At 60.7% G+C, this 19508-nt stretch carries 16 protein-coding genes; 5 read left to right on the top strand and 11 right to left on the bottom strand.

Translation table 11 applies throughout. The features are described 5' to 3' along the window. Positions 1-3: 3 nt before the first annotated feature. Positions 4-1761: a phosphoethanolamine transferase CptA gene (locus AC07OJ_RS22010; RefSeq protein WP_495095194.1), complete on the bottom strand. Its 1758-nt coding sequence runs from the start codon at positions 1759-1761 to the stop codon at positions 4-6. 160 nt (positions 1762-1921) lie between these two features. Then, complete coding sequence (locus tag AC07OJ_RS22005; RefSeq protein ID WP_495095193.1) at positions 1922-2101, bottom strand: DUF6026 family protein; 180 nt, start codon at positions 2099-2101, stop codon at positions 1922-1924. 270 nt (positions 2102-2371) lie between these two features. Between AC07OJ_RS22005 and gnd the strand changes: the two genes are divergently transcribed. The 3 genes from gnd to AC07OJ_RS21990 are packed head-to-tail and all read left to right on the top strand — an operon-like array spanning position 2372 to position 5696. Further along, positions 2372-3355 carry a phosphogluconate dehydrogenase (NAD(+)-dependent, decarboxylating) gene (gene gnd / locus AC07OJ_RS22000; RefSeq protein WP_065906492.1) on the top strand — a complete coding sequence of 328 codons (984 nt, stop codon included), beginning with the start codon at positions 2372-2374 and terminating at the stop codon, positions 3353-3355. Beyond that, positions 3352-4875, top strand: coding sequence for a glucose-6-phosphate dehydrogenase (gene zwf, locus AC07OJ_RS21995; RefSeq protein WP_065906496.1), 1524 nt, complete (start codon positions 3352-3354; stop codon positions 4873-4875). The genes gnd and zwf overlap by 4 nt, the downstream gene beginning before the upstream one ends. Continuing rightward, positions 4872-5696: an HAD family hydrolase gene (locus AC07OJ_RS21990; RefSeq protein ID WP_495095192.1), complete on the top strand. Its 825-nt coding sequence runs from the start codon at positions 4872-4874 to the stop codon at positions 5694-5696. The genes zwf and AC07OJ_RS21990 overlap by 4 nt, the downstream gene beginning before the upstream one ends. 62 nt (positions 5697-5758) lie before the next feature. Here the strand turns inward: AC07OJ_RS21990 and AC07OJ_RS21985 are convergent, their stop codons facing one another. After that, on the bottom strand, positions 5759-6019 hold the full coding sequence (locus AC07OJ_RS21985) for a hypothetical protein (protein WP_065906499.1): 261 nt from the start codon (positions 6017-6019) through the stop codon (positions 5759-5761). Positions 6020-6362: 343 nt separating this feature from the next. On the opposite strand from AC07OJ_RS21985, the gene AC07OJ_RS21980 reads away from it, so the two are divergent. After that, positions 6363-7688 carry a sigma-54 dependent transcriptional regulator gene (locus tag AC07OJ_RS21980; protein ID WP_495095191.1) on the top strand — a complete coding sequence of 442 codons (1326 nt, stop codon included), beginning with the start codon at positions 6363-6365 and terminating at the stop codon, positions 7686-7688. Positions 7689-7777: 89 nt separating this feature from the next. Here the strand turns inward: AC07OJ_RS21980 and fapF are convergent, their stop codons facing one another. From fapF to AC07OJ_RS21945, 7 genes are all read right to left on the bottom strand, one after another. After that, positions 7778-9085 (bottom strand): fibril amyloid transporter FapF, encoded by a 1308-nt coding sequence (gene fapF, locus AC07OJ_RS21975; protein WP_106804161.1) that lies wholly within the window; start codon positions 9083-9085, stop codon positions 7778-7780. Between the two features lie 49 nt (positions 9086-9134). Continuing rightward, on the bottom strand, positions 9135-9884 hold the full coding sequence (gene fapE, locus AC07OJ_RS21970) for a fibril amyloid subunit FapE (protein WP_495095190.1): 750 nt from the start codon (positions 9882-9884) through the stop codon (positions 9135-9137). 37 nt (positions 9885-9921) lie between these two features. Next, on the bottom strand, positions 9922-10599 hold the full coding sequence (gene fapD / locus AC07OJ_RS21965; protein WP_106804159.1) for a fibril amyloid maturation endopeptidase FapD: 678 nt from the start codon (positions 10597-10599) through the stop codon (positions 9922-9924). 62 nt (positions 10600-10661) lie between these two features. Next, positions 10662-11369, bottom strand: coding sequence for an amyloid-like fimbrin subunit FapC (gene fapC / locus AC07OJ_RS21960; protein ID WP_106804158.1), 708 nt, complete (start codon positions 11367-11369; stop codon positions 10662-10664). Positions 11370-11436: 67 nt separating this feature from the next. Beyond that, positions 11437-12000, bottom strand: coding sequence for a fibril amyloid subunit FapB (gene fapB / locus AC07OJ_RS21955; protein ID WP_201144174.1), 564 nt, complete (start codon positions 11998-12000; stop codon positions 11437-11439). Beyond that, complete coding sequence (fapA, locus tag AC07OJ_RS21950) at positions 11997-12449, bottom strand: fibril amyloid chaperone protein FapA (RefSeq protein ID WP_120448380.1); 453 nt, start codon at positions 12447-12449, stop codon at positions 11997-11999. Before fapA ends, fapB begins: the two co-directional genes overlap by 4 nt. Positions 12450-12778: 329 nt before the next feature. Continuing rightward, positions 12779-13777, bottom strand: a complete 999-nt coding sequence (locus AC07OJ_RS21945) for a FecR family protein (RefSeq protein ID WP_495095189.1) — start codon at positions 13775-13777, stop codon at positions 12779-12781. Between the two features lie 152 nt (positions 13778-13929). Between AC07OJ_RS21945 and AC07OJ_RS21940 the strand changes: the two genes are divergently transcribed. Beyond that, positions 13930-14199, top strand: coding sequence for a PepSY domain-containing protein (locus AC07OJ_RS21940; RefSeq protein ID WP_016979404.1), 270 nt, complete (start codon positions 13930-13932; stop codon positions 14197-14199). Between the two features lie 20 nt (positions 14200-14219). Here AC07OJ_RS21940 and AC07OJ_RS21935 read toward each other — a convergent pair whose 3' ends face one another. Further along, complete coding sequence (locus AC07OJ_RS21935; protein WP_495095188.1) at positions 14220-19349, bottom strand: dermonecrotic toxin domain-containing protein; 5130 nt, start codon at positions 19347-19349, stop codon at positions 14220-14222. Positions 19350-19508: the final 159 nt, after the last annotated feature.

Genomic DNA, 19508 nt, shown 5'->3' with positions numbered 1-19508 from the left:
CTGTTACAAGCCTGAGGATTCCTGCAGGACCACATCCGTGGGATTGACCTTTTTCGGCTTGATCAGACTGAAGTCGATCAGCGGCTTTTGCGGGCGCAGGTACGGGTTGCCGATCATCAACGGGCGTGGCTTGAAGCTGTCGCTGACCAGGCTTTTGCTGCGGTCCAGTTCCTTGGCGCTCAGACCGGCCAGGTCGGCCCAGGTGTGGATCAACTGCGAGCTGCTGTAAGGGCGCTGCAAGTCGCCGGCGAAGCTCCAGTCGTGGCTTTCACGCCATTTTGGCGAGGCATAGGCCATGAACGGAATGGTATACATCGGCGCCGTCGGCTTGCCTTCGTTACGCCCCAGGGTGTCGTGGCCAGCCGAATCGAAGACATCTTCGCCGTGGTCCGACAGGTACAGCAAAAAGCCATTGGGATCGGTCTTGGCGTAGTCCTTGATCAGGCTCGACACCACGAAGTCGTTGTACCGCACCGCGTTGTCGTAGCTGTTGTAGGTCGGCAGTTGATCGTCGCTGATGCCGGCCGGTACGCCCTGGCGATCGGTGAATTTGTCGAACGTCGGCGGGTAGCGGTACTGGTAGCTCATGTGGGTGCCGAGCAAGTGCACCACGATGAACTTGCGTTCGGCCGGGTCGGCCAGCGCCTTGGAGAACGGCGCGAGCACGTCGCCGTCATACTGGCGGGCGTTCTGGTTGCGGTTGTTGTTCAGGTACACCTGCTCGTCGGCCTGTTCGGAAAAGGTCGTGAGCATGGTGTTGCGCTTGGTCATGGTCTGCTGGTTGGTGATCCAGTAGGTCTTGTAGCCGGCCTGTTTCATCACGCTGACGATCGACGGGGTCTTGAGGTACAGGTCCGGGTTTTCCTCGTCGGCAAATGTCAGCACCTGTTGCAGCGCCTCGATTGTGTAGGGGCGCGGGGTGATGACGTTGTTGAACACCGCCAGTTGATCGCGCAGCTTGTCCAGCTCCGGGGTGGTGTTGCGCGGGTAGCCGTAGAGGCTCATGCGCTGGCGGTTGGTGGACTCGCCGATCACTAGCACCAGGGTCGAGGGCTGGCCGGCCATGGTGTCCTTGAGGTTGGTCAGTGGCGGGATCTGGCTCGCGCTGTCGAGCATGCCCTGCATGTTGTCCAGTTGCTCGGTATAGCGGCGGTAGGCCACGATCATCTGCCACGGCACGGCGGGTTCGATGCGCGATTCGAAGCGGTCGATGGCGTCGTCCAGAGTGTCGCTGCGGGCGATCTGCTTGACCAGCGGGTAACCGACGATGGCCACCAGGATCGCCGTCGCCGCGAGCAGCGCCTGGCCGCGCGGCAGGTACACCGGGCGCAGGCGGGTCCAGAGGAAAACCGCCACGGCGGTGTGGGCAATGAACGCCAGCACAATCCACCAGGCGAAATACTGGGTGGCGTACTCGCCGGCTTCAGAGATGTTCGACTCGAACATGATGAAGATGACGCTTTGGGAAAATTCCTGCTGGTAGATAAAGAAATAGCCCAGGCTGGCCATGGAGCAGGCCCACAGCACCACGCCGATGAGGGCAGCAAGCAAGCGAGTACGGCGTGGGAAAATCAGCAGGGGGGCGAGCCAGATCGCGCTCATGAAGAAGGCTTGGCGAAAGCCGCTGAAGCCGGAGGTGCCGCTGAGTTGGATCAGCAGCTGGGTAATACCCGAGAAGTACCAGAAAAACACGAAAAGCCAGGCAAGGCCGGCCCAATCAAAGCCTTTCGCAGACTTAGTGCTGCGTTTGAACATAGCCATCCAGCGCTCCAACCCGATAATGCTGCAGTCGACGCGCAGGGCCGCGCGCAACAGAGGCCACCCGGGAATGGGGTGGCCGTTCGGGCGGGAGTATCGGGAGGGGCGTGTGAAAACTTTGTGAGATTTTTGTAGCGGTTATCTTACAAAGCGATGACCGGGATTAGCAGAGCGCAGGCTGTACGCCAGCAGGCTGATCCAGCTGAGCTTGAATGATGTGCGCGCGCAGGCGCATGACTTCCTGCTGCAGCAGCTCGCGTTCGTCTTTCAACTGGCGCAGCTCGTCGCGACGGATAGAGACGTAGAGGGTCTGTGGAGGACGGGTCATCTGTGCAGTGCTCATTGCTTACCTCGCAAATAGCCGGTGTGTCGCGGTGTGCCAGAACGCTTGAGTCGAGGTTCTCGGCAGCAGTCGGGACAATTCTGAATTCTTTTTGCGGGCAATGGAACTTTTTTATTTTTGGCGGTCGTGTGACTTTTTGTGTCGTGATGCTGAAGTGATGGCAACTTTTTGTCATGAAACTACACGGATCCGCTCTGGACTAACCCTCATTAGCCTCATTGCGCTATAAACTATGTCACACATTTATTTAGCAGTTAGGAGCATCAGCACATGCAACTGGGGATTATCGGACTAGGCCGCATGGGCGGGAATATTGCACGGCGCCTGATGCTCAATGGGCATACCACCGTTGTTTACGACCGTAACGAAGCATTTGTCAAAGGGTTGAGCGAGGAGGGCGCCACCGGCGTTGCCGACTTGAAAGCCTTGGTCGCCGGGCTGCAGAAGCCGCGCGCGATCTGGGTGATGTTGCCGGCAGGCGACCCGACCGAAAACACCATCAATGAATTGAGCGAGCTGCTGGAAGACGGTGATGTGATCATCGACGGCGGCAACACCAACTACAAGGATGACGTGCGCCGTGCCAAGGCCTTGTCGGAAAAGGGCCTGCACTATGTCGACGTCGGCACCTCCGGCGGCGTCTGGGGCCTGGAACGTGGCTATTGCATGATGATCGGCGGCGACGCCGAGACCGTGCAGCGCCTCGACCCGATCTTCGCCAGCCTGGCGCCGGGCCTGGGCAACATCCCGCGGACCAAGGACCGTTCCGCCAGCGCCGACAGCCGCGCCGAGCACGGCTACATCCATGCCGGCCCTGCGGGTTCCGGGCATTTCGTCAAGATGATCCACAACGGCATCGAGTACGGGATGATGCAGGCGTTCGCCGAAGGTTTTGACATTCTCAAGACCAAGAACTCGGAAAACCTGCCGGAAGACCAGCGTTTCGACCTCAATGTCGCCGATATCGCCGAAGTCTGGCGCCGTGGCAGCGTGGTGTCGTCGTGGCTGCTGGACCTGACCGCCGATGCCCTGGCAACCGATCCGAAACTCGACGGCTACTCCGGCTCCGTGGCCGACAGTGGCGAAGGTCGCTGGACCATCGAAGCGGCCATGGAACAAGCGGTGCCGGTGCCGGTACTGTCCACCTCGCTGTTCGCCCGCTTTCGCTCGCGCCAGCAGAGCACATACGGTGACAAGATGCTGTCTGCCATGCGCTTCGGCTTTGGTGGTCACGTGGAGACTTCCAAAAAATGACCGCCAACGGCAAAAAAACCAAGGCCGAACCCGCTCCACCCACCACCTTGTTTCTGTTTGGCGCCCATGGCGACCTGGTCAAGCGCCTGCTGATGCCGGCGCTGTACAACCTCAGTCGCGACGGGTTGCTGGGCGACGGCTTGCGCATCGTCGGCGTTGATCACAACGCCATCAGCGATGCCGACTTCGCCAAGAAGCTCGAGGATTTCATTCGGACCGAGGCCGCCAGCAAGGTCAAGGGCAATGGCGATAACGCCCTCGACCCGCAACTGTGGGCGCAACTGGCCAAGGGCATCAGCTACGTCGAGGGGGATTTTCTCGACGACAGCACCTACGCCGACATCGGCAAGAAAATTGCCGACAGTGGCACCGGCAATGCGGTGTTCTACCTGGCCACCGCGCCGCGTTTCTTCAGTGACGTGGTGCAGCGCCTGGGCAGTGCCGGGCTGTTGACCGAAACCGAAGACAGCTTTCGCCGCGTCGTGATCGAAAAGCCCTTCGGCTCCGACCTCGCCACCGCCGAAGCGCTGAACGCCAGCCTGCTCAAGGTGATGAGCGAGAAGCAGATCTATCGCATCGACCATTACCTGGGCAAGGAGACGGTGCAGAACATCTTGATCAGCCGTTTCTCCAACGTGCTGTTCGAAGCGTTCTGGAACAACCATTACATCGACCACGTGCAGATCACCGCTGCCGAAACCGTCGGCGTCGAGACCCGGGGCAATTTCTTCGAAAAAACCGGGACCCTGCGCGACATGGTGCCCAATCACTTGTTCCAGCTGCTGGCAATGGTCGCCATGGAACCGCCGGCGGCGTTTGGCGCCGATGCGGTGCGCGGTGAGAAGGCCAAGGTGATCGGCGCGGTACGTCCCTGGTCGCTCGAGGAAGCCCGGGCCAACTCGGTGCGCGGCCAGTACACCGCCGGCGAAATCGGCGGCAAGTCGCTGCCCGGCTATCGCGAAGAGGCCAACGTTGCCCCTGACAGCAGCACCGAGACTTTCGTCGCCCTCAAGGTGATGATCGACAACTGGCGCTGGGTCGGCGTGCCGTTCTACCTGCGCACCGGCAAGCGCATGAGCGTGCGCGATACTGAAATCGTGATCTGCTTCAAGCCGGCGCCGTATGCGCAGTTCCGTGATACCGAGGTCGATGAGCTCAAGCCCACCTACCTGAAGATCCAGATCCAGCCCAATGAGGGCATGTGGTTCGACCTGTTGGCGAAAAAGCCTGGGCCGGCCCTGGACATGGCTAACATCCAGCTGGGTTTTGCCTACAAGGACTTCTTCGAGATGCAACCGTCGACAGGCTACGAAACCCTGATCTACGACTGCATGACCGGTGACCAGACCTTGTTCCAGCGTGCCGACAACATCGAGAACGGCTGGCGTGCGGTGCAGCCTTTCCTCGATGCGTGGAAGGAAGATGACGGGATCCAGACCTACAAGGCAGGCGAAGACGGCCCGGCAGCCGCCGATGCGTTGCTGGCCCGTGATGGCCACGCCTGGCATAGCCTCGGATGAGTGATGCCGCGATTCATCCCATCCGTTTTATCCTCAGTGACGTCGACGGCACTTTGCTGCACCCCGACCACAGCCTGAGCCAGCGCACCGCCGATGCGGTGCGCGCGTTGCGGGACGCCGGGGTTCATTTCAGCCTGGCCAGCGGGCGACCGCCCAAGGCCATGCTGCAACTGATCGAGACCTTTGGCATCGATGTGCCGGTGGCGGGCTTCAATGGCGGTACGCTGATCAACCCGGATGGCAGCATCCTGGTGGCCCACCATCTGCCGGCGGAGGCGGCGCTGGTGACCCTCGGGCTGTTTTCGAGCGAGCCGGACGTGGAAGTCTGGGTGTTCGCCGACGGCGACTGGCTGCGCCGTGACTCGCCAGGGCCGATGGAGCAGCGCGAAGCTGACGGCCTGGGCTATGGACCCGTGGTGGTGGAGAGTTTTGAGCCGTACCTGGACCGGGTCGACAAGATTGTCGCTGCCAGTCACAACACGCAGTTGCTGGTTGAGCTGGAAGCGCAGTTGCAGCCCAAGGTGCAAGGGCTGGCCCATGTGTCACGGTCGCAGCCGGTGTACCTCGACGTGACGGCCATGCTGGCCAACAAGGGCGAGGCGCTCAAGACCCTGGCTGCGCACCTGGGCGTGCCCCTGGAGCAGACGGCGGCCATCGGCGATGGCGGCAATGATCCGGCCATGTTTCAAGTGGCCGGGTTGTCGATTGCCATGGGCCAGGCAGAAGAAGCCGTCAAGCGCCAAGCCAGTGTGGTCACTGGCAGCAATATTGACGACGGTGCGGCCGAAGCCATTGAACGGTTTATTCTGGCCGCGCAATAAAGGCTGAACTTGCGCTCATGAAGGGTGTGTCACACCGTTAATGAGCGCAAGTTACTCTCGACTTACTTCGGCATCGCCCAGGATTGCAACTGGTGGCCGTCTTTATCGAGTTCGGCGCGAGCCTGTAACAACAGGTTTTCCAATTGAGCTGGGTCGGTATATGCACTCGACGACAATTGTTTGCTGCCAATACGGGTGTTGGTGCGGTCGATGACGCTCAGGCTGAGGGCGCCGTTGCCATCGTGCCAGGCCACGCACTGAAAGGGCTGGAAAGCACGGTCTGCGATCAAAAGAGCTTCGTTGATGCGGAGCGGGGCGTTCATGTGGGTCTTCTCTCTCATTGCCCATTCAAGTGAATGCCGTTGGTTGGGCGAGCCAGACGGCGGGTTACTTGTACTGATGCACGATGACGGGGTACGGGTCACATGCTAGAGCAAGATTTTTTAACTTTCCCTGATTAACGTCATGTAAGCGGCTGTTTTGAAAGCTGAATGAAAGTTTCCACGGCGCGCAACTTTTTGCCGGCAGAGACCGGTAAGTGGCTTTTTGCCCAGACTTATAGCAAAACGGTCCAAGCGCTGCGTCAAGACCTTGCTAGTGTTAGCCCAAGCGTCACAAACCGTTGTTTTAAAATAACTTTAACAATTTTGACGCCAAGGAATAGTCATGATTGTTACACCCGTGCAGCGCCGTTTGCTTGTGGTCGACCCGTGTGACGATTGTCACGGGCTACTGCCCGGCTTGCGCACGGCCGGGTGGGAGGTCGACAGCTGTGCCTTGGAGTCCGTCGGCGATCGGTCCTGCGACGTCGGCCTGTTACGTTTACAGCCCTATCACCTGGAGCGCCCCGAGGCGGTCAAGGAGCTGATCGGCCGCAGCGGCACCGAATGGATTGCGGTGCTCAGCCAGGACGTATTGCGCCTGCAGAATGTCGGAGATTTTGTCTGCGAATGGTTTTTTGACTTCCATACCTTGCCCTTCGATGTCGCCCGCGTAAAGGTGACCCTGGGCCGCGCCTTCGGCATGGCGCGCCTGCGTGGCAAAGGCCACACCCAGGTGGATGAGCCGGAGCACGAACTGCTGGGCGACAGTCGACCGATCCGCGAGTTGCGCAAATTGCTCTCCAAGCTGGCGCCGACCGAATCTCCCGTGCTGATCCGTGGGGACAGCGGCACCGGCAAGGAGCTGGTGGCCAAGACCCTGCACCGTCAATCGCAGCGTCACGCCAAGCCGTTTGTCGCGATCAATTGCGGGGCGATCCCGGAGCACCTGATCCAATCGGAATTATTCGGCCATGAGAAGGGCGCGTTCACCGGCGCCCACCAACGCAAGGTCGGACGTATCGAAGCGGCCAACGGTGGCACCTTGTTCCTCGATGAAATCGGCGACCTGCCGATGGAACTGCAAGCCAATTTGCTGCGTTTCCTGCAGGAAAAACAGATCGAGCGGGTCGGTGGCAGCCAGCCGATTGCGGTGGATGTGCGGGTGCTGGCCGCCACGCACGTCGATCTGGAGGCCGCGGTCGAGAAGGGCACCTTTCGCGAAGATTTGTATTACCGGCTGAATGTGTTGCAAGTGGTCACTGCGCCGCTGCGTGAAAGGCATGGCGACGTGGCGATGCTGGCCAATCATTTTTCACGCTTCTACAGCCAGGAAACCGGACGGCGACCGCGCAGCTTCAGTGAAGACGCGCTGGTAGCGATGGGGCAGCACCCTTGGCCGGGCAATGTCCGCGAGCTGGCCAACCGCGTGCGTCGTGGCCTGGTGCTGGCGGAAGGGCGGCAGATCGAGGCCGTTGATCTGGGATTGCAGGGTGAACAGGCAATTTCGTTGCCGATGGCTACACTGGAAGACTATAAGCACCGCGCCGAGCGTCAGGCGCTGTGCGATGTGCTCAACCGGCACAGCGACAACCTCAGTGTCGCGGCCCGCGTGCTGGGGGTTTCCCGGCCCACGTTCTACCGGTTGCTGCACAAACACCAGATCCGCTAGGGCGGGTAAACCGAAAAGCCCCGCAACGACCCTTATCGTTGCGGGGCTTTTCCTTGTGGGTTTTCCATCCCTTGCCGGCGATGGTTTGCTTAGAAGTAGTACGGGAATTTCAGGCTGAAGGTAAAGTCCGGCGCATCGTCCGTCATGCCGATCGACAGGTTCGGCACGATCGTCAGGTTGTCCGAGGCGGCAATCGTCATGCCCACGTTAAAGTAGCCGGCGTTGGCGTCGCTGGAGACCACCGATTGCCAGTCCTGGCCGCTCTGCTTGACCTTGCTCTTGCGTTGCACCAGATCGGAGACGGAGAACGACATACTCATCTTCTCGTTGAGGGCGAAGGCGACACCGACGCCGAGTTGGAAGCTGTCACCCAGGCTGATCTTGCCGGGGATTTTCTGGTTGACGTTGGGGCTGATATCGCTGAACGAGTCCTCGAAGTTGTGGGTATAGGACAACGAACCGAACAGCACGGCCGGGTCGAAGGTCTTGACCAGGGAGATGCCCGGCGTCACCGACCACACCCCGTTGCCCGTCGGCAGGCTTTCCGGCACGGCGAGGTTGTCGTTGCCCGGTTGTTCGATCAGCTTGATGCCATACGGATCTTGCCCGGTCGGCGCCTTGACGCGCACCGACACCACCGCATCCGGCAGGCTGGCGCTTTCGTCGAGGAATTTGTAGGCAATGCCGAAGTTGACGTCGCCAATGGTCGGGTCGCGGGTCACCGTCCCTTCCGAGGTGGCATTCGAGTTGCCGCCGGCGCCGCCGGACTGGTAGGTCGACTCGCGGTACACCACCGGCACGTTCAGGTCGAATTGCCAGCGATTGTCCAGGTTGTAGCGCCCGGTGAGGTCCAGGGTCCAACTGTCGGACTTGATCCGGTCGAGGTTGATGTTGCCGAGGAAAATCGAATCCAGCGCCAGGAAGCCGTTGAGGGACAACTGACGGGCGTCGTAGCGGGCATAGGTGATGCCGGTTTCGAAGCTGAACTTGCCGTTGCCGAAGAAGCCACTGGCCTCGTTGTACAGGTTGCTCACGCTTTGGGCGGGGGCCGAGTCATCCTTGAGGCTTTGCCCATAGGAACTGCCGCCGCCACCGGCACCGCCCGATGCCGCCGCGGCACCGACGCCGGGCGCACCGGCCACGGTGGTACTTTTACTGAAGTCGGCGGGCGACTTGGCCAGGCGCTTGGGCGCAGGCGTCGCGGGCTGGTCTTCTACCTGTCGCACCCTCTGTTCCAATACCGCCAATGCCTTTTGTTGCACTTCGTAGCGTTGCTTGAGCTCCAGCAGTTCCTGTTTCAGCGATTCAATATCGGCGTCCGGCGCTGCATACAGCATCGTTGCAGGCAGGAGCGTACTCAAACAAACCACGGCACGTAACGATAAAGATCGATGCATGAAGTAAGCCGTCCCTTTCTAATGCGTAAGTGTCGTGGCTCAGCGTAGTTCAATAACCGGCAGGGCGTAGGCCTTTGAGTTGATCCAGATTGAGGTTTTGCGTGATGTTGTTCAAGCCGTTGTTGCCCAGCACCACGTTGAGCTGGGTCAGGTTGTTCACGAAGTTGCTGTTGCCTTGGATGATCGTGCCTTGCAGCACGTTGCCGCCGCCAATTTGCTGCACGACATTGCCTTGGTTGTTATTGGCCTGGAGGGCCATTTGCAACCCGCCATTCTTGGCGGTGACCGTGACCTGGCCCGCTGCGGTGCCGCCGGTAATCGGCTGGCCGGCCATCAAGGCCTGGCCGGACTGGACGAAGTTGGCGGGCGCCAAGCCGTCCTTGCTGACGTTGATATCGACGCCGTTGGTGGCCGTGTTGCCGTCCCCGGCGGCACGTACGCTCTGCACAACACCCTGGCCGGTGCCCAGGCCGGCGCCACCGACGACCGTGCCGGTGCCGTTGGGCTGCTGGATCACGCCGTTGCCATCGTTGCCGGTGATCTGCACATAGAACTGCGGGGTGATAGTGGAAGCGTTGACTTGCATGTTGGCGGTGCCGGTGACGGTGGCACCGGCAGCGTTGGTCCAGGTACTGCTCATGACGATGCCAAAGCTCACGATTCGCCCGGGCATCACGTAGCGGCCGCGCAGGTCGGCCATTTCTGAATCCTTGAGCTCGATCGGCTTGAACGCCGACGAAGCATAAACAGGTGCTGAGGCTGCCAGGCACATGACCGTCAGCCAACCGAGAGTGTTCATCGTCTGCTCCTGGAGCGTCCTGCTCCTTATTGCGCTTCTAGAAGAAGTCGCTCTGGATAAAACCGAAGTCCATCAGTTCGCTGTCGCGTACCGGGCTGAATTCGTTCAGCTGGTTCTTGGCGGTCAGTGGCGTGGGCGGGTCGAGCAGGGCATTGGCCTTGTCGTAGCCTTCACCCAGCACGGCGAATACGATGCCGTTCCAGCCTTTGACGAAATCGTCCGTGGCGTAGCGCTTGTGGCCCAGTACGGGATCGCCGATGTACACCCAGTCCTTATCGGCGCGCTGCATGACCACGAAATGCTTGTAGCCGCGAATATCCAGCAGTACGACCACAGGCACTTTCACGGTGAGCAGCACTTGCGGAGTGATCCGGTAGCCCTTGGCACGCATGTTGATGCTTTCCAGGTAGCGCTTCATGTCGAGCATGGAAAAGCCCTGGGTACGCACCAGGTCCTGGTCGGCGTTGACGAGCATGCCCTTGATCACGTGCTCTTCATCCACGTCCATCCAATACGCTTGGCGCAGGATGGTGGCCAGTGCGGCGGCGCCACAACTGAAATCGGTTTTCTGTTCCACCAGGTTGGCGAACTTGCGCTCGCGGATGCTCTCGACCTTTTTGTAGATCAACCCACCACCGGGCATGACCACGGCCATTTGCCCTGCCCAGGTAGGGCCGGTGAGTGCTAGCAGCAGGAAGAGGGCAACGAGGCGCATGATCGTATGACCTGTTGGACACTGGAATAAAAAAGGGCCTTGTTGCCAAGGCCCTATCAGGATCAGAAGCGAGTGATTGCTACGTTGTTCTGACCTTGGTTGTTGCTACCCGACAGAACGTTGGAGTTCGACACCCCGGAGCTGTAGTTCATCGAGTTGTTCACGCTGGCGTTGTTGACCACTGGTTTGGCGCTCCAGCCATGGCCACTGCTCAGGTTGAGGGTCAGGTTGCCCGACACATCCTGCACGCCGACTGCGGATGCAGCACCGCCGTCGCCATTACCCGAGGCGATTGCAACGCTGTTGCTGGCCTGGTTGGAAGTGCCCGATGCGGCGTTCAGCTGGATGACGCCCGAAGAGTTGTTGCCGCTGTCGTTGAGCGACGCGTTGTTTTTGGTGCCGCTGTTGAGCACGAAGTTGCCGGTGTTCGATTGTGCGGTACCGGTGCTGGCGAACACGAAGTCGGCATCGCCGGAAACGATGGCCACGTCGTTTTTGCCTTGGTTGTTGTCACCGCTCAGCACGTTGCCGTTCGCTACGCCACTGATGTGGTTGTAGGAGTCATTGGCCGAAGCGTTGTTTTTGGTTTTGTCGTTGATCACCACGTTGGAGTGGTTGCTTTGACCATCTGTAGTCGTCGCGGCAGCCGTGGTAGGGGCTGGTTGTGGACCGCCGCCACCACCATGGGGAGGTTGACCCGCTTGAGCAGCAACAGCCATGAGCGCAGCGAGAGCGAAAGCCAGTGGTTTGAGAGCCATTGTAGTTTTCATGGTGTATCTCCTTGCTTCTAATTAGTTGGTTAAGTGTTGGTACGGTCTAGCTATCGACCCAGCTCCATCAGTTGAGTCGTAAGTTCAGGGTGTTAGCCACTCGGTTCCCCACCCCGGCGCTCTGGTTGACCTGTACCACTCCACGGCTGCCGGTGAAGGCCTGGTCGCTGGTAACGACCTGGCGGCTGCCAGTGGTAGGGGTCAATCCTGAGTCTGTTGCAAGCGCAACGTTCTGTTGCGACATGACACTGTCGTCGATGCTTTGCGGACCTGCGTTGATGCTGATCCGCACGGCATTGATCATCTGGTTCTGGGCCCCGGCCGACTGATTGATGCTCAGTACACCGTTGCCGTTGCTGAAAGAGGTGCCCTTGATCGCCGCGTTGGCGTTGAGGGAGCGATCGGCGGGAACGCCGCTGATGCTTTGCGTGACGTTGATGTTCGCCTGGGCGTTGTGGCCTGTAGCGATGGCGACGTTGTTGCTCAATTGCTGCTGGTCACCGGCGGCCTGGTTAAGCATGACCACGCCGTTGTATTGCTTGCCCGAGTTATCCAGGGTGGCGTTGTTGTTGCTGTCGGCCATTGCCACACTGCAACCCAGCACCGCGAGAAGCATCCATGAACGGTTCATTTCATCGCTCCTCCGACCATGCCGCTGATACCGTTCAGCGGTTCGAGGCCACGTGAGACCGCGCTGTTGATCGTGCCCGAGATGCCGCCACCACTGTGGCCGGGCGCACTGCCTGCACCCAGGCCGATACCGCCGCCGATGTTGTTCAAGCCGGTGATATCGCCGTTGGGCATGATGCTGCGGGTGATACTGGCGCCGGTGGTGATGCCCGCAAAGTCGTTGTCGCTGAGGACGACGCTGGTCACCGTGGCGATCTGTGCGGACGGATTGGCATTGGCGGTGGTGGGGTAGGGGTCGACGCCGCGAGTGCGGCCGATTGCGTAAGGATTCACATGGCGATCAATCACAATCACACCGTTACCGTCGGCCAGCGCTGGAAGGCTGACGCTGGTTGCCAGCACGCAGCTGACCAGGAGGAGGCTCAATGAACCTTGAGTGTGAGTGACCACGGCACTATTCCTTATTCTTCGCGCTGACCCTAAACAGCGCTGTAAGGGATAGAGCAGAAGGCGTGCCGCTTTTTATTTATTTTTGCTATTCAAGGGGTTGGGATTAATTAGCGGCAAAGTGATGTCACGGTTGTTTCATCCATGAAACAGGCCCTTGCACACGCGCACTGACCGCGCCCCTGCGCAAACGCTTCACCTGGCTGTATCAGCGGCGTAACACCTTGCCGGGTAAACGCAGGACGCCGCCCAGCACGGGCGGTCCAGCGCGTCCAGGTGTAAAAAAAATGGACACTCCACGCGCAGCGAGGCCCGCACCGGCGCGGGCCGGCTCAGCCTTTCGGGGCTTTACGCGGGATGGAATTGAGTACGGGATTGCCGTCCTGGTTCTGGGTCAGGTAGACCGGCAAAACCTTGGGCAGGGAGGGAATGAGGTTGTTGACCTCATTGATGTTGTAGATGCCGCCGATGCGGATCGCGCCGGTGTTGGCGTCGGCCAGCATCACCGGTTTGTTCAGGTAGCGATTGATCAGCGGCAACGCGTCGGCCAGGGCCAGGTTGTCGAGGATCAGCTTGCCCTGGCGCCAGGCCAGTGCGGTGTCATTCGGGCTGATCGGGCGTATGCGCGGCGTGGCATCGCCCAGTTGATAGCTGGCCTGCATGCCGGGGGTGAGGGGCACGCTGCCGTGCACCTGGTCGCTGGCAATCTGCACCGAGCCTTCGAGCAGCATCACTCGCACCTGATCTTCATACGTCCAGACATTGAACTGGGTGCCGGTGACCCGCACCTGGCCTTGGCCGGCGCGCACGATAAACGGGTGAGTGCTGTCATGGCTGACCTTGAAGAACGCCTCGCCCTTTTTCAGCGTGACCCGGCGCTGGTCCTTGTAGTTGCTGTAGACCAGCTCGGTGCCAAGGTTGAGTTCCACCTGGCTGCCATCGCCGAGCGTGACCTGCCGCAGGCCCTGCTGGGTGGCCTCGAAGCGTTCATAGGAGCTGGGCAGCCAGCCCGCTTCCCAGCCGGTAAAGGCCGCGAGCGGCAGGGCGGCCAGGCAGATCGCCGCCGCTACCGCGTAGGTGCGCAGGCGGCGGCGCGGTTTGAACGGCACCACCACCGACGTCGGTTCATGGCGGGGCAGGTGGTCGGCGACGTCCCAGATTTCCAGCATCGCCGCGTATTCAAAGGCGTGCAGCGGGTGGGAGTCATGCCACTGGGTAAAAGCCTGACGTTCAGCCGGCGTGCAATCACTCGCGTGCAGGCGCATGCACCAATGCGCGGCGGCGTCGGTGATGGCGTCATATTCGGCTTCTGAAAGGGACTTTTCGCTCATTAACTCATCCTGATTTCGCACATTCTAACCTCCCGAGGCGGACGGCGAGAACAGCCATCATGGCGATTGCACATCAATTGGAACTTATTCTCGTTTGAAAACATCAGAAAACCGAGGACACGAGTCCGTCATTCCCACAATGGAGTACGAACATGCTGAAGAAAACCTTAGTCGCCCTGTGTGCAACCACTGCTTTGCTCAGTGCGGGCGCCGCCCTGGCCGATAAGCCGGGCGCAGGCTGGATCACCATCGAAAAGGCTATCGAGGTGGCCAAGACCAAGGCCGGCTACGTCGAGGTCTACGCGGCGGAAGCCGATGACAACGGCTATTGGGAAGTCAAAGGGCGCAAGTCCGACGGCACCGTGTATGAAGCCCGCATCGACGGGGCGTCCGGCAATATCCTGCGCGACCAGAAAGACTGATACACCCGCCGGGAGCCTGTTCAGGCTCCCGTCTCCAGCCTGCGCCCCAGGTCACTGATGATGCAGGTCACCGAGTCGGCATTGGCCAGGATCGTGTCGATCCGTTTGTCGGCATCGCTCATGAAAATATCCCTGGCCTGCGCAAGGCTGCGCGCACCGGTGGCGCTCAGCACTTTATCCTTGAGAATCCGGGTGCCATTGTGGCTGCCGAAATCCTCCCATTCCTGGCTGAACTCATCCCAGACCTTGAACAGGATGCTGGCCGGTGTAGAGATCGAGAAGGCGGTCTGGCGCAGGTCGTCGAGTTCGGTCTTCATCTGCCAGGCACCGCTGGCCTTGACGTTGATCAGGTCCGGGAACGGTCGCATGCTGTCCAGGTAAGCCAGGTCTTCGGTCAGGGACTTGAGGTGGGATATCTCGTGGATCAACACGGTTGCACGCGCGTGGGCGGAAATGTCGAACGGTGCGTTCAAGCGGTTCTGATAGACGTCCATGTGCGGGTCGAAAAAACGGTCCAGCAAGTAAATCTTGTGGTCGTGGTCTTCGGGCACGACAAAGGCAAACGTGGTTTGCGGATTGTAGCGATGGGTGCCGCTGACAAAGCGTGTCGAGTGGGCGCCGATCAGCGTGGGATTGGTCAACTCATCAAGCACCTCATCGACGCGCCGCTCGACCCTTTGCACCTGCGCGGGCGTCATCGTGACCACGCCGAACAACTCACCAAAGAACTGCCCGAGCCGGCTGTTGGGGTCGCGCAGCGACTTGAAGTGCAGGAGGTTGCGCTTGCAGTTGACCGCATAGTACGTCGCGACGTTGAGCGCCTCGTCAATGCACTGCGCCTTCCAACTGGATAACGCCTCGATCTCCTGCAGGCCCACCGCTTCGATATTGATCGCGTCGCGTTCGGCCGCCAGTGTGTAGAGCTTGCCGGTAAAGCGACTCAGGACTTTGCCGTAGCGCGGGTGGCGCCGATTGAAATCCAGCGTCCATACGCCCTGGGCATCGCATTGCACATAGGGGCCGTGCAGGTCGCCTATGCTCAGGCGCCAGTGCTCTCCTGCTGGTTTCACCGGGTACACCTTGCCTGCCAGTGGCACGAAATGATGCTCGCCGCTTGCATCCCGATAGGGAAGGGTCAGCGCACGAAGCTCCAGTTCGCTCAGGGCAAAATCGTGGGTTTCAAACGCTTGCAGTTGTGTACGCAAGGGCCCGGTGAGGTCCAGGTCGGCCAGCGTCAGTTCGCCCGACGACGGCCTGACCTGGCTCTGAATGGCCGGGGCCTGGGGCAGCAGCCTATCCACCTCCTTGCGCAGTGACGCCAGTTGCGCCACGCCACACACAAAGGCCCTGAGCGCGTGTTGCCAGCGGTGTTGCTGCAAGTCCTCGGCGGAGATCTTGAATTGCTGGTAGCTGCGCCATACCACCAGCGGGTAGGCCAGCTTTCCGGCCATGAACTGCAAGCCCTTGGGGATGCCCTCGGTGAACAGGCTGGTGATGGCGTCCCATTGTGCCTCGCACGCGGGGGAAAACTGCGTGTCGAGCATCTGCTGCAGCATCTGGAGGTTGTCCTGATACAGCCGGCCCAGCACATTGCCGTCGATGGTCGCGGCACCGAGGCGGATTTCCGAGAACCCACGGCCCCAACGCTCGCCGAGCAAATTGCGGTAGGTGGCCTGATGGGGCTCCTGCATCTGGCCGACGACCCAGTCCTGCAGGGTGCCGGGGCTGGTGATCGCGTTGACCAGGGCGGCTTCATGCGCGTATTCCTTCAGCAGGTGCTTGGGGCTGTAGGGCGCGTACAGGATCAGGGGCCCGGCAGTTCCAGTTTTCGCCCCGATCAGGTAGCAGCCCAGGGCTTTGACCGGTGCTGCGCCCGGGGTGGCGATCAGCTCGAGCGGGCGAATGGTTGCATTGACGCCCGCCACCGCGTTGCGCGCCACGGCATCCGGCATATCAAAGATTTGCTGGATGTAGCTCCAGGCTGATGCGGACAATCGCTCCTCGAGGGTTTGTTCATGGGCGTATTGCAGCAACTGCCAGGGCAACTGCCGACAGAACAGTTGGCGCCGCTGGCGGCTGTCCTCGGTGTCACTTGCGAGGAGCGTCGTGAGTTTCTTCTGATAAAGGTTTTTCAACCCCACTTGCCGAACCAGTTGCACCACGGCGTTGCCGTCCAGTTCCGCCGGTAATGGCGTGGCGGTCCGCGAACGCGGGCGGATATCGTCACCATTCAACTGGGGCAAGTGCCGCAGCGCGAAGTCCACGAGGGTCTGGACATTGCCCGTAAGGTCGATACGACCGGGGATCAAGATGCCTTCCGGGTTGATCACCTGCCCCGGAAAGCGCTTGCTGAGCAGGTCCGAGAGGAGGGGCATGACCTCATTGCGCAAGGGCGTGATGCCATGCAGGTAGTCGCGTTCGTCCGGTGCGCTGACGCGATACTGTTCCAACAACTCGGCCTGCAGGATCTGCTCGCGGGGTGCTGCCATGCCCAGCCATACCGGCAATGCTTGCTGGTAGGTGATGGCCTTCGCGATCGCGATGGCGCGCGGCAGGTTGGTCGGCGGTGGCCGTCGGATCAGGTTGTCCATGCAGTCCTGAAAGCGCTCTGCGCTCAATCGCATCGAGAACAGATGGTCAATCTCGTCACGCATGAAGTCGCTGTAGGTCTGTTGCCGGTTATGCAGCAGGTGATCGTCAATGCGTCGCAGCGGACCGAGCTGGCAGACCCGATGGGGTATGTACTGCGAGACCGGCAGGTTTTCCACCAGGGGCAGACGCTTGAGGGGATCGCGCAGGCGTCGCACCAGTGCGTCGCACAACGCCTTGATCGACCCGAATGACTCGTAGCCACTGCGCGGGGTCCATAGCAGCGCCACGCCGGAGTTGAACGGATCGATGCCGCCGCGCTCGGTCAAGACAAAACAATTGGCCAAGGCATGCGGCGTGTTGTCTGTGCCGAATCTCAAGGTCAGGCCGTACGCATCCGGAATGAACCCGTTCAGGCCATGGCGGGTCAGCCGGCTCATGCCGTCGGCGTTGAGCACGCTGTCCAGCAGCACCACGCTCTCGGCGGACAGACTCTTGTGCAGCCAGCGCAATTGCGCCTCGCCCCGCAGCCCCTGCAACATCGCCTGGCTGAGGTGGGCCTGGTTTTGCTCCAGGAGCAGGTTGGGCAGGGTGCGCAAGTCGTTTTCGGCAAACGTGCGCAGAACCTCGTCGATAATCGCATTGAAGGTAACCAGGCCCAGGTTGTGCAACTGGTAGGCGGCGCCGGCGGTGTACGGTCCGTAGAACCAGGTCAGCGACGATTCACTCAGCGCAGTGGCTTGCCGGGCCAGGCGGGCGATCAAGTGCTGCACCATGCTGGACGACGCCAGGGGCAGGCGTTCTTCGCGCTCCAGGGCAGGGGTGGGATAGGTATTGATAAAGACAGCGTCGGGCTGCAGCTCCAGGTGTCTGCTGTCTAATTCGTCTGCCAGCGCGTGGGCTGCCAGGCTGCGCAAGGTGGGATGGTGCTTGCGCTCCTCGGCCATGGCGACCTCGATGGCCTGCAGGCGCTGCAGGTGCCGCTTGGCTTTTTCCGCCAGCACTGTAGTCGGGCGGCCGTTGCCACTGGTGACGGGATGCACGCTCCAGCGCCCGTCGGTTTCCTCGGCCAGCAACCGACTGTCGAGCATGGCACGCACATCCAGGGCACTGTCGAGCAACGCCGCCAGGTCGACGTCGCCGCCACTGCGCCGATACAGCCCCAGCGCATAGTCGAGGTTGTCGAGCTGCTTGCTGACAATGTCCTCGAGTGTCTCCTGAAACACATCGCCGACCACGGGCTTGCCGGTCACCTGGACCTCATCCATGCCAATAAACACGCTGCGTTCCTCCACGGAGAGGAAATTGAGCAGTTCATCCTCGTGCCCGGCGGCCTTGAGCATGGCCAATAGCGCGTTGTCGAGGTCTTGCAGGTTCGCGAGCACCTGCAAGCCGCGTGTCTGGGTGTAGAGATACGCGTGGGTGTTGCTGATCATCAGCGTGCTGGCGAGGTCGACGTAATGTTGAAAAGGCGCATGCACCCGCACCTTCTCGATATTCAGCTGCGGATCGAAGGCACTGCGCGCGGCCTGGTCCGGCAGGAACAGCGCGCGCAGTTTCTGGTTTTCCTCGGTGGACACGATCCATGCCTGGTGCTTGAGCAGCAGGTCGGTGCGGAACTTGTCACTGATCACCCGCGCGAAAAACTGCAGGCGTGACTGCGTGTCGTCGAAGTCTTCATTCCAGTAGGTCTGCAGCAGGCTGCTCAATAACGTTGAGAGGATCGCGCTGGTCTGTTCGACCACGTTGTCCCAGCGCTGTTGGTCCTCGGCCAGTTGCTGTGGAGTGAAGGCGCTGGTGTCATGCGCGAGATTGAAATACGTGTGCGTCTGGCCTGCCGGCCAGGCCTGTTGCACATAAAAACGCAACAGTGTGTCGCGCAAAGGCTCAGAGGCAACCCAGTGCCCGCCCACGACGGTGAAGGAATTCACGCGTGTATCGGCCTGCTTCAGACGACGGAAATGAGGGTGGGCCATGATCCCGAGCAAGGTGTCGAGCATCGCGTGCAGGCTGGGGAGTTGGCGCAATTGGCTGAGCATTGCCGCGACGTTTTTTTGTTGGCTGGCGCGGATCGCCTGCTCTTGATCCTGCATCACCGCCCCCTGGATGATGGCCGTGGTCACCGCCAGGCGCGCACCGGCCGGCAGCGCGTCACGGGTGTCGATGGACACAAATTGCAGTAACTCACTGCGCTGGCTGGGGTGTGTCAGGCGCTCTTCGAGCGTGCTGATCAGGGTGGTGCGGTGGTCGAACAGCTCGAGTCCGCCGTAAGGCGTGTAGAGCACGGCCTTGCCGTCGTCGGGCGTCGGGCTCATCAGGAACGCGCCCGCCAGCACGATGGCGGGTTGGCCGCTGAGGTTGACCAGCAACCTGTCGACCTGCATGGGAAAGCCATGCACCGTGGCGTCCTGGCGTGCCGTGTGGGTGGCGTAATACAGCGTGTGCAGCCACTCGAGGTCCCTGACCGTGAACCCCAGCGCGCGCTCTCGTGGCGTAGGTTCCTTGCGGCGGGTGGGGCGAAGGAACTCATCGAAAAAGTACGGTGGGGTAACGCGCGCCATGGTGCATTCTCCGTTGTTGCAGCGGGTAGGAGGCCCAAAGTAGGGGCTGGCACGGTGGGCAGGGCGGTAGATAACTGGCGCGTACTGCAAGCGCCCGTTGACAGCAGGCACGGGAGGCGTTGTTTAATCGGCGGTCTGGATTCTTGTTGTCTCTTCCAA

Source organism: Pseudomonas sp. GW821-FHT09C08 (assembly GCF_059418125.1).
Note: the sequence above shows the minus strand (reverse complement) of the source record. Positions and strands in the feature narration are given on the sequence as shown.

Coding starts and splice junctions, on each gene's coding strand:
- AC07OJ_RS21980 (WP_495095191.1), top strand. CDS start 6,363: ATGATTGTTACACCCGTGCAGCGCCGTTTGCTTGTGGTCGACCCGTGT.
- fapC (WP_106804158.1), bottom strand. CDS start 11,369: ATGAAAACTACAATGGCTCTCAAACCACTGGCTTTCGCTCTCGCTGCG.
- fapE (WP_495095190.1), bottom strand. CDS start 9,884: ATGAACACTCTCGGTTGGCTGACGGTCATGTGCCTGGCAGCCTCAGCA.
- AC07OJ_RS22005 (WP_495095193.1), bottom strand. CDS start 2,101: ATGAGCACTGCACAGATGACCCGTCCTCCACAGACCCTCTACGTCTCT.
- AC07OJ_RS21990 (WP_495095192.1), top strand. CDS start 4,872: ATGAGTGATGCCGCGATTCATCCCATCCGTTTTATCCTCAGTGACGTC.
- AC07OJ_RS21935 (WP_495095188.1), bottom strand. CDS start 19,349: ATGGCGCGCGTTACCCCACCGTACTTTTTCGATGAGTTCCTTCGCCCC.
- AC07OJ_RS21940 (WP_016979404.1), top strand. CDS start 13,930: ATGCTGAAGAAAACCTTAGTCGCCCTGTGTGCAACCACTGCTTTGCTC.
- AC07OJ_RS21985 (WP_065906499.1), bottom strand. CDS start 6,019: ATGAACGCCCCGCTCCGCATCAACGAAGCTCTTTTGATCGCAGACCGT.
- AC07OJ_RS21945 (WP_495095189.1), bottom strand. CDS start 13,777: ATGAGCGAAAAGTCCCTTTCAGAAGCCGAATATGACGCCATCACCGAC.
- zwf (WP_065906496.1), top strand. CDS start 3,352: ATGACCGCCAACGGCAAAAAAACCAAGGCCGAACCCGCTCCACCCACC.
- fapF (WP_106804161.1), bottom strand. CDS start 9,085: ATGCATCGATCTTTATCGTTACGTGCCGTGGTTTGTTTGAGTACGCTC.
- AC07OJ_RS22010 (WP_495095194.1), bottom strand. CDS start 1,761: ATGGCTATGTTCAAACGCAGCACTAAGTCTGCGAAAGGCTTTGATTGG.
- gnd (WP_065906492.1), top strand. CDS start 2,372: ATGCAACTGGGGATTATCGGACTAGGCCGCATGGGCGGGAATATTGCA.
- fapD (WP_106804159.1), bottom strand. CDS start 10,599: ATGCGCCTCGTTGCCCTCTTCCTGCTGCTAGCACTCACCGGCCCTACC.
- fapB (WP_201144174.1), bottom strand. CDS start 12,000: ATGAACCGTTCATGGATGCTTCTCGCGGTGCTGGGTTGCAGTGTGGCA.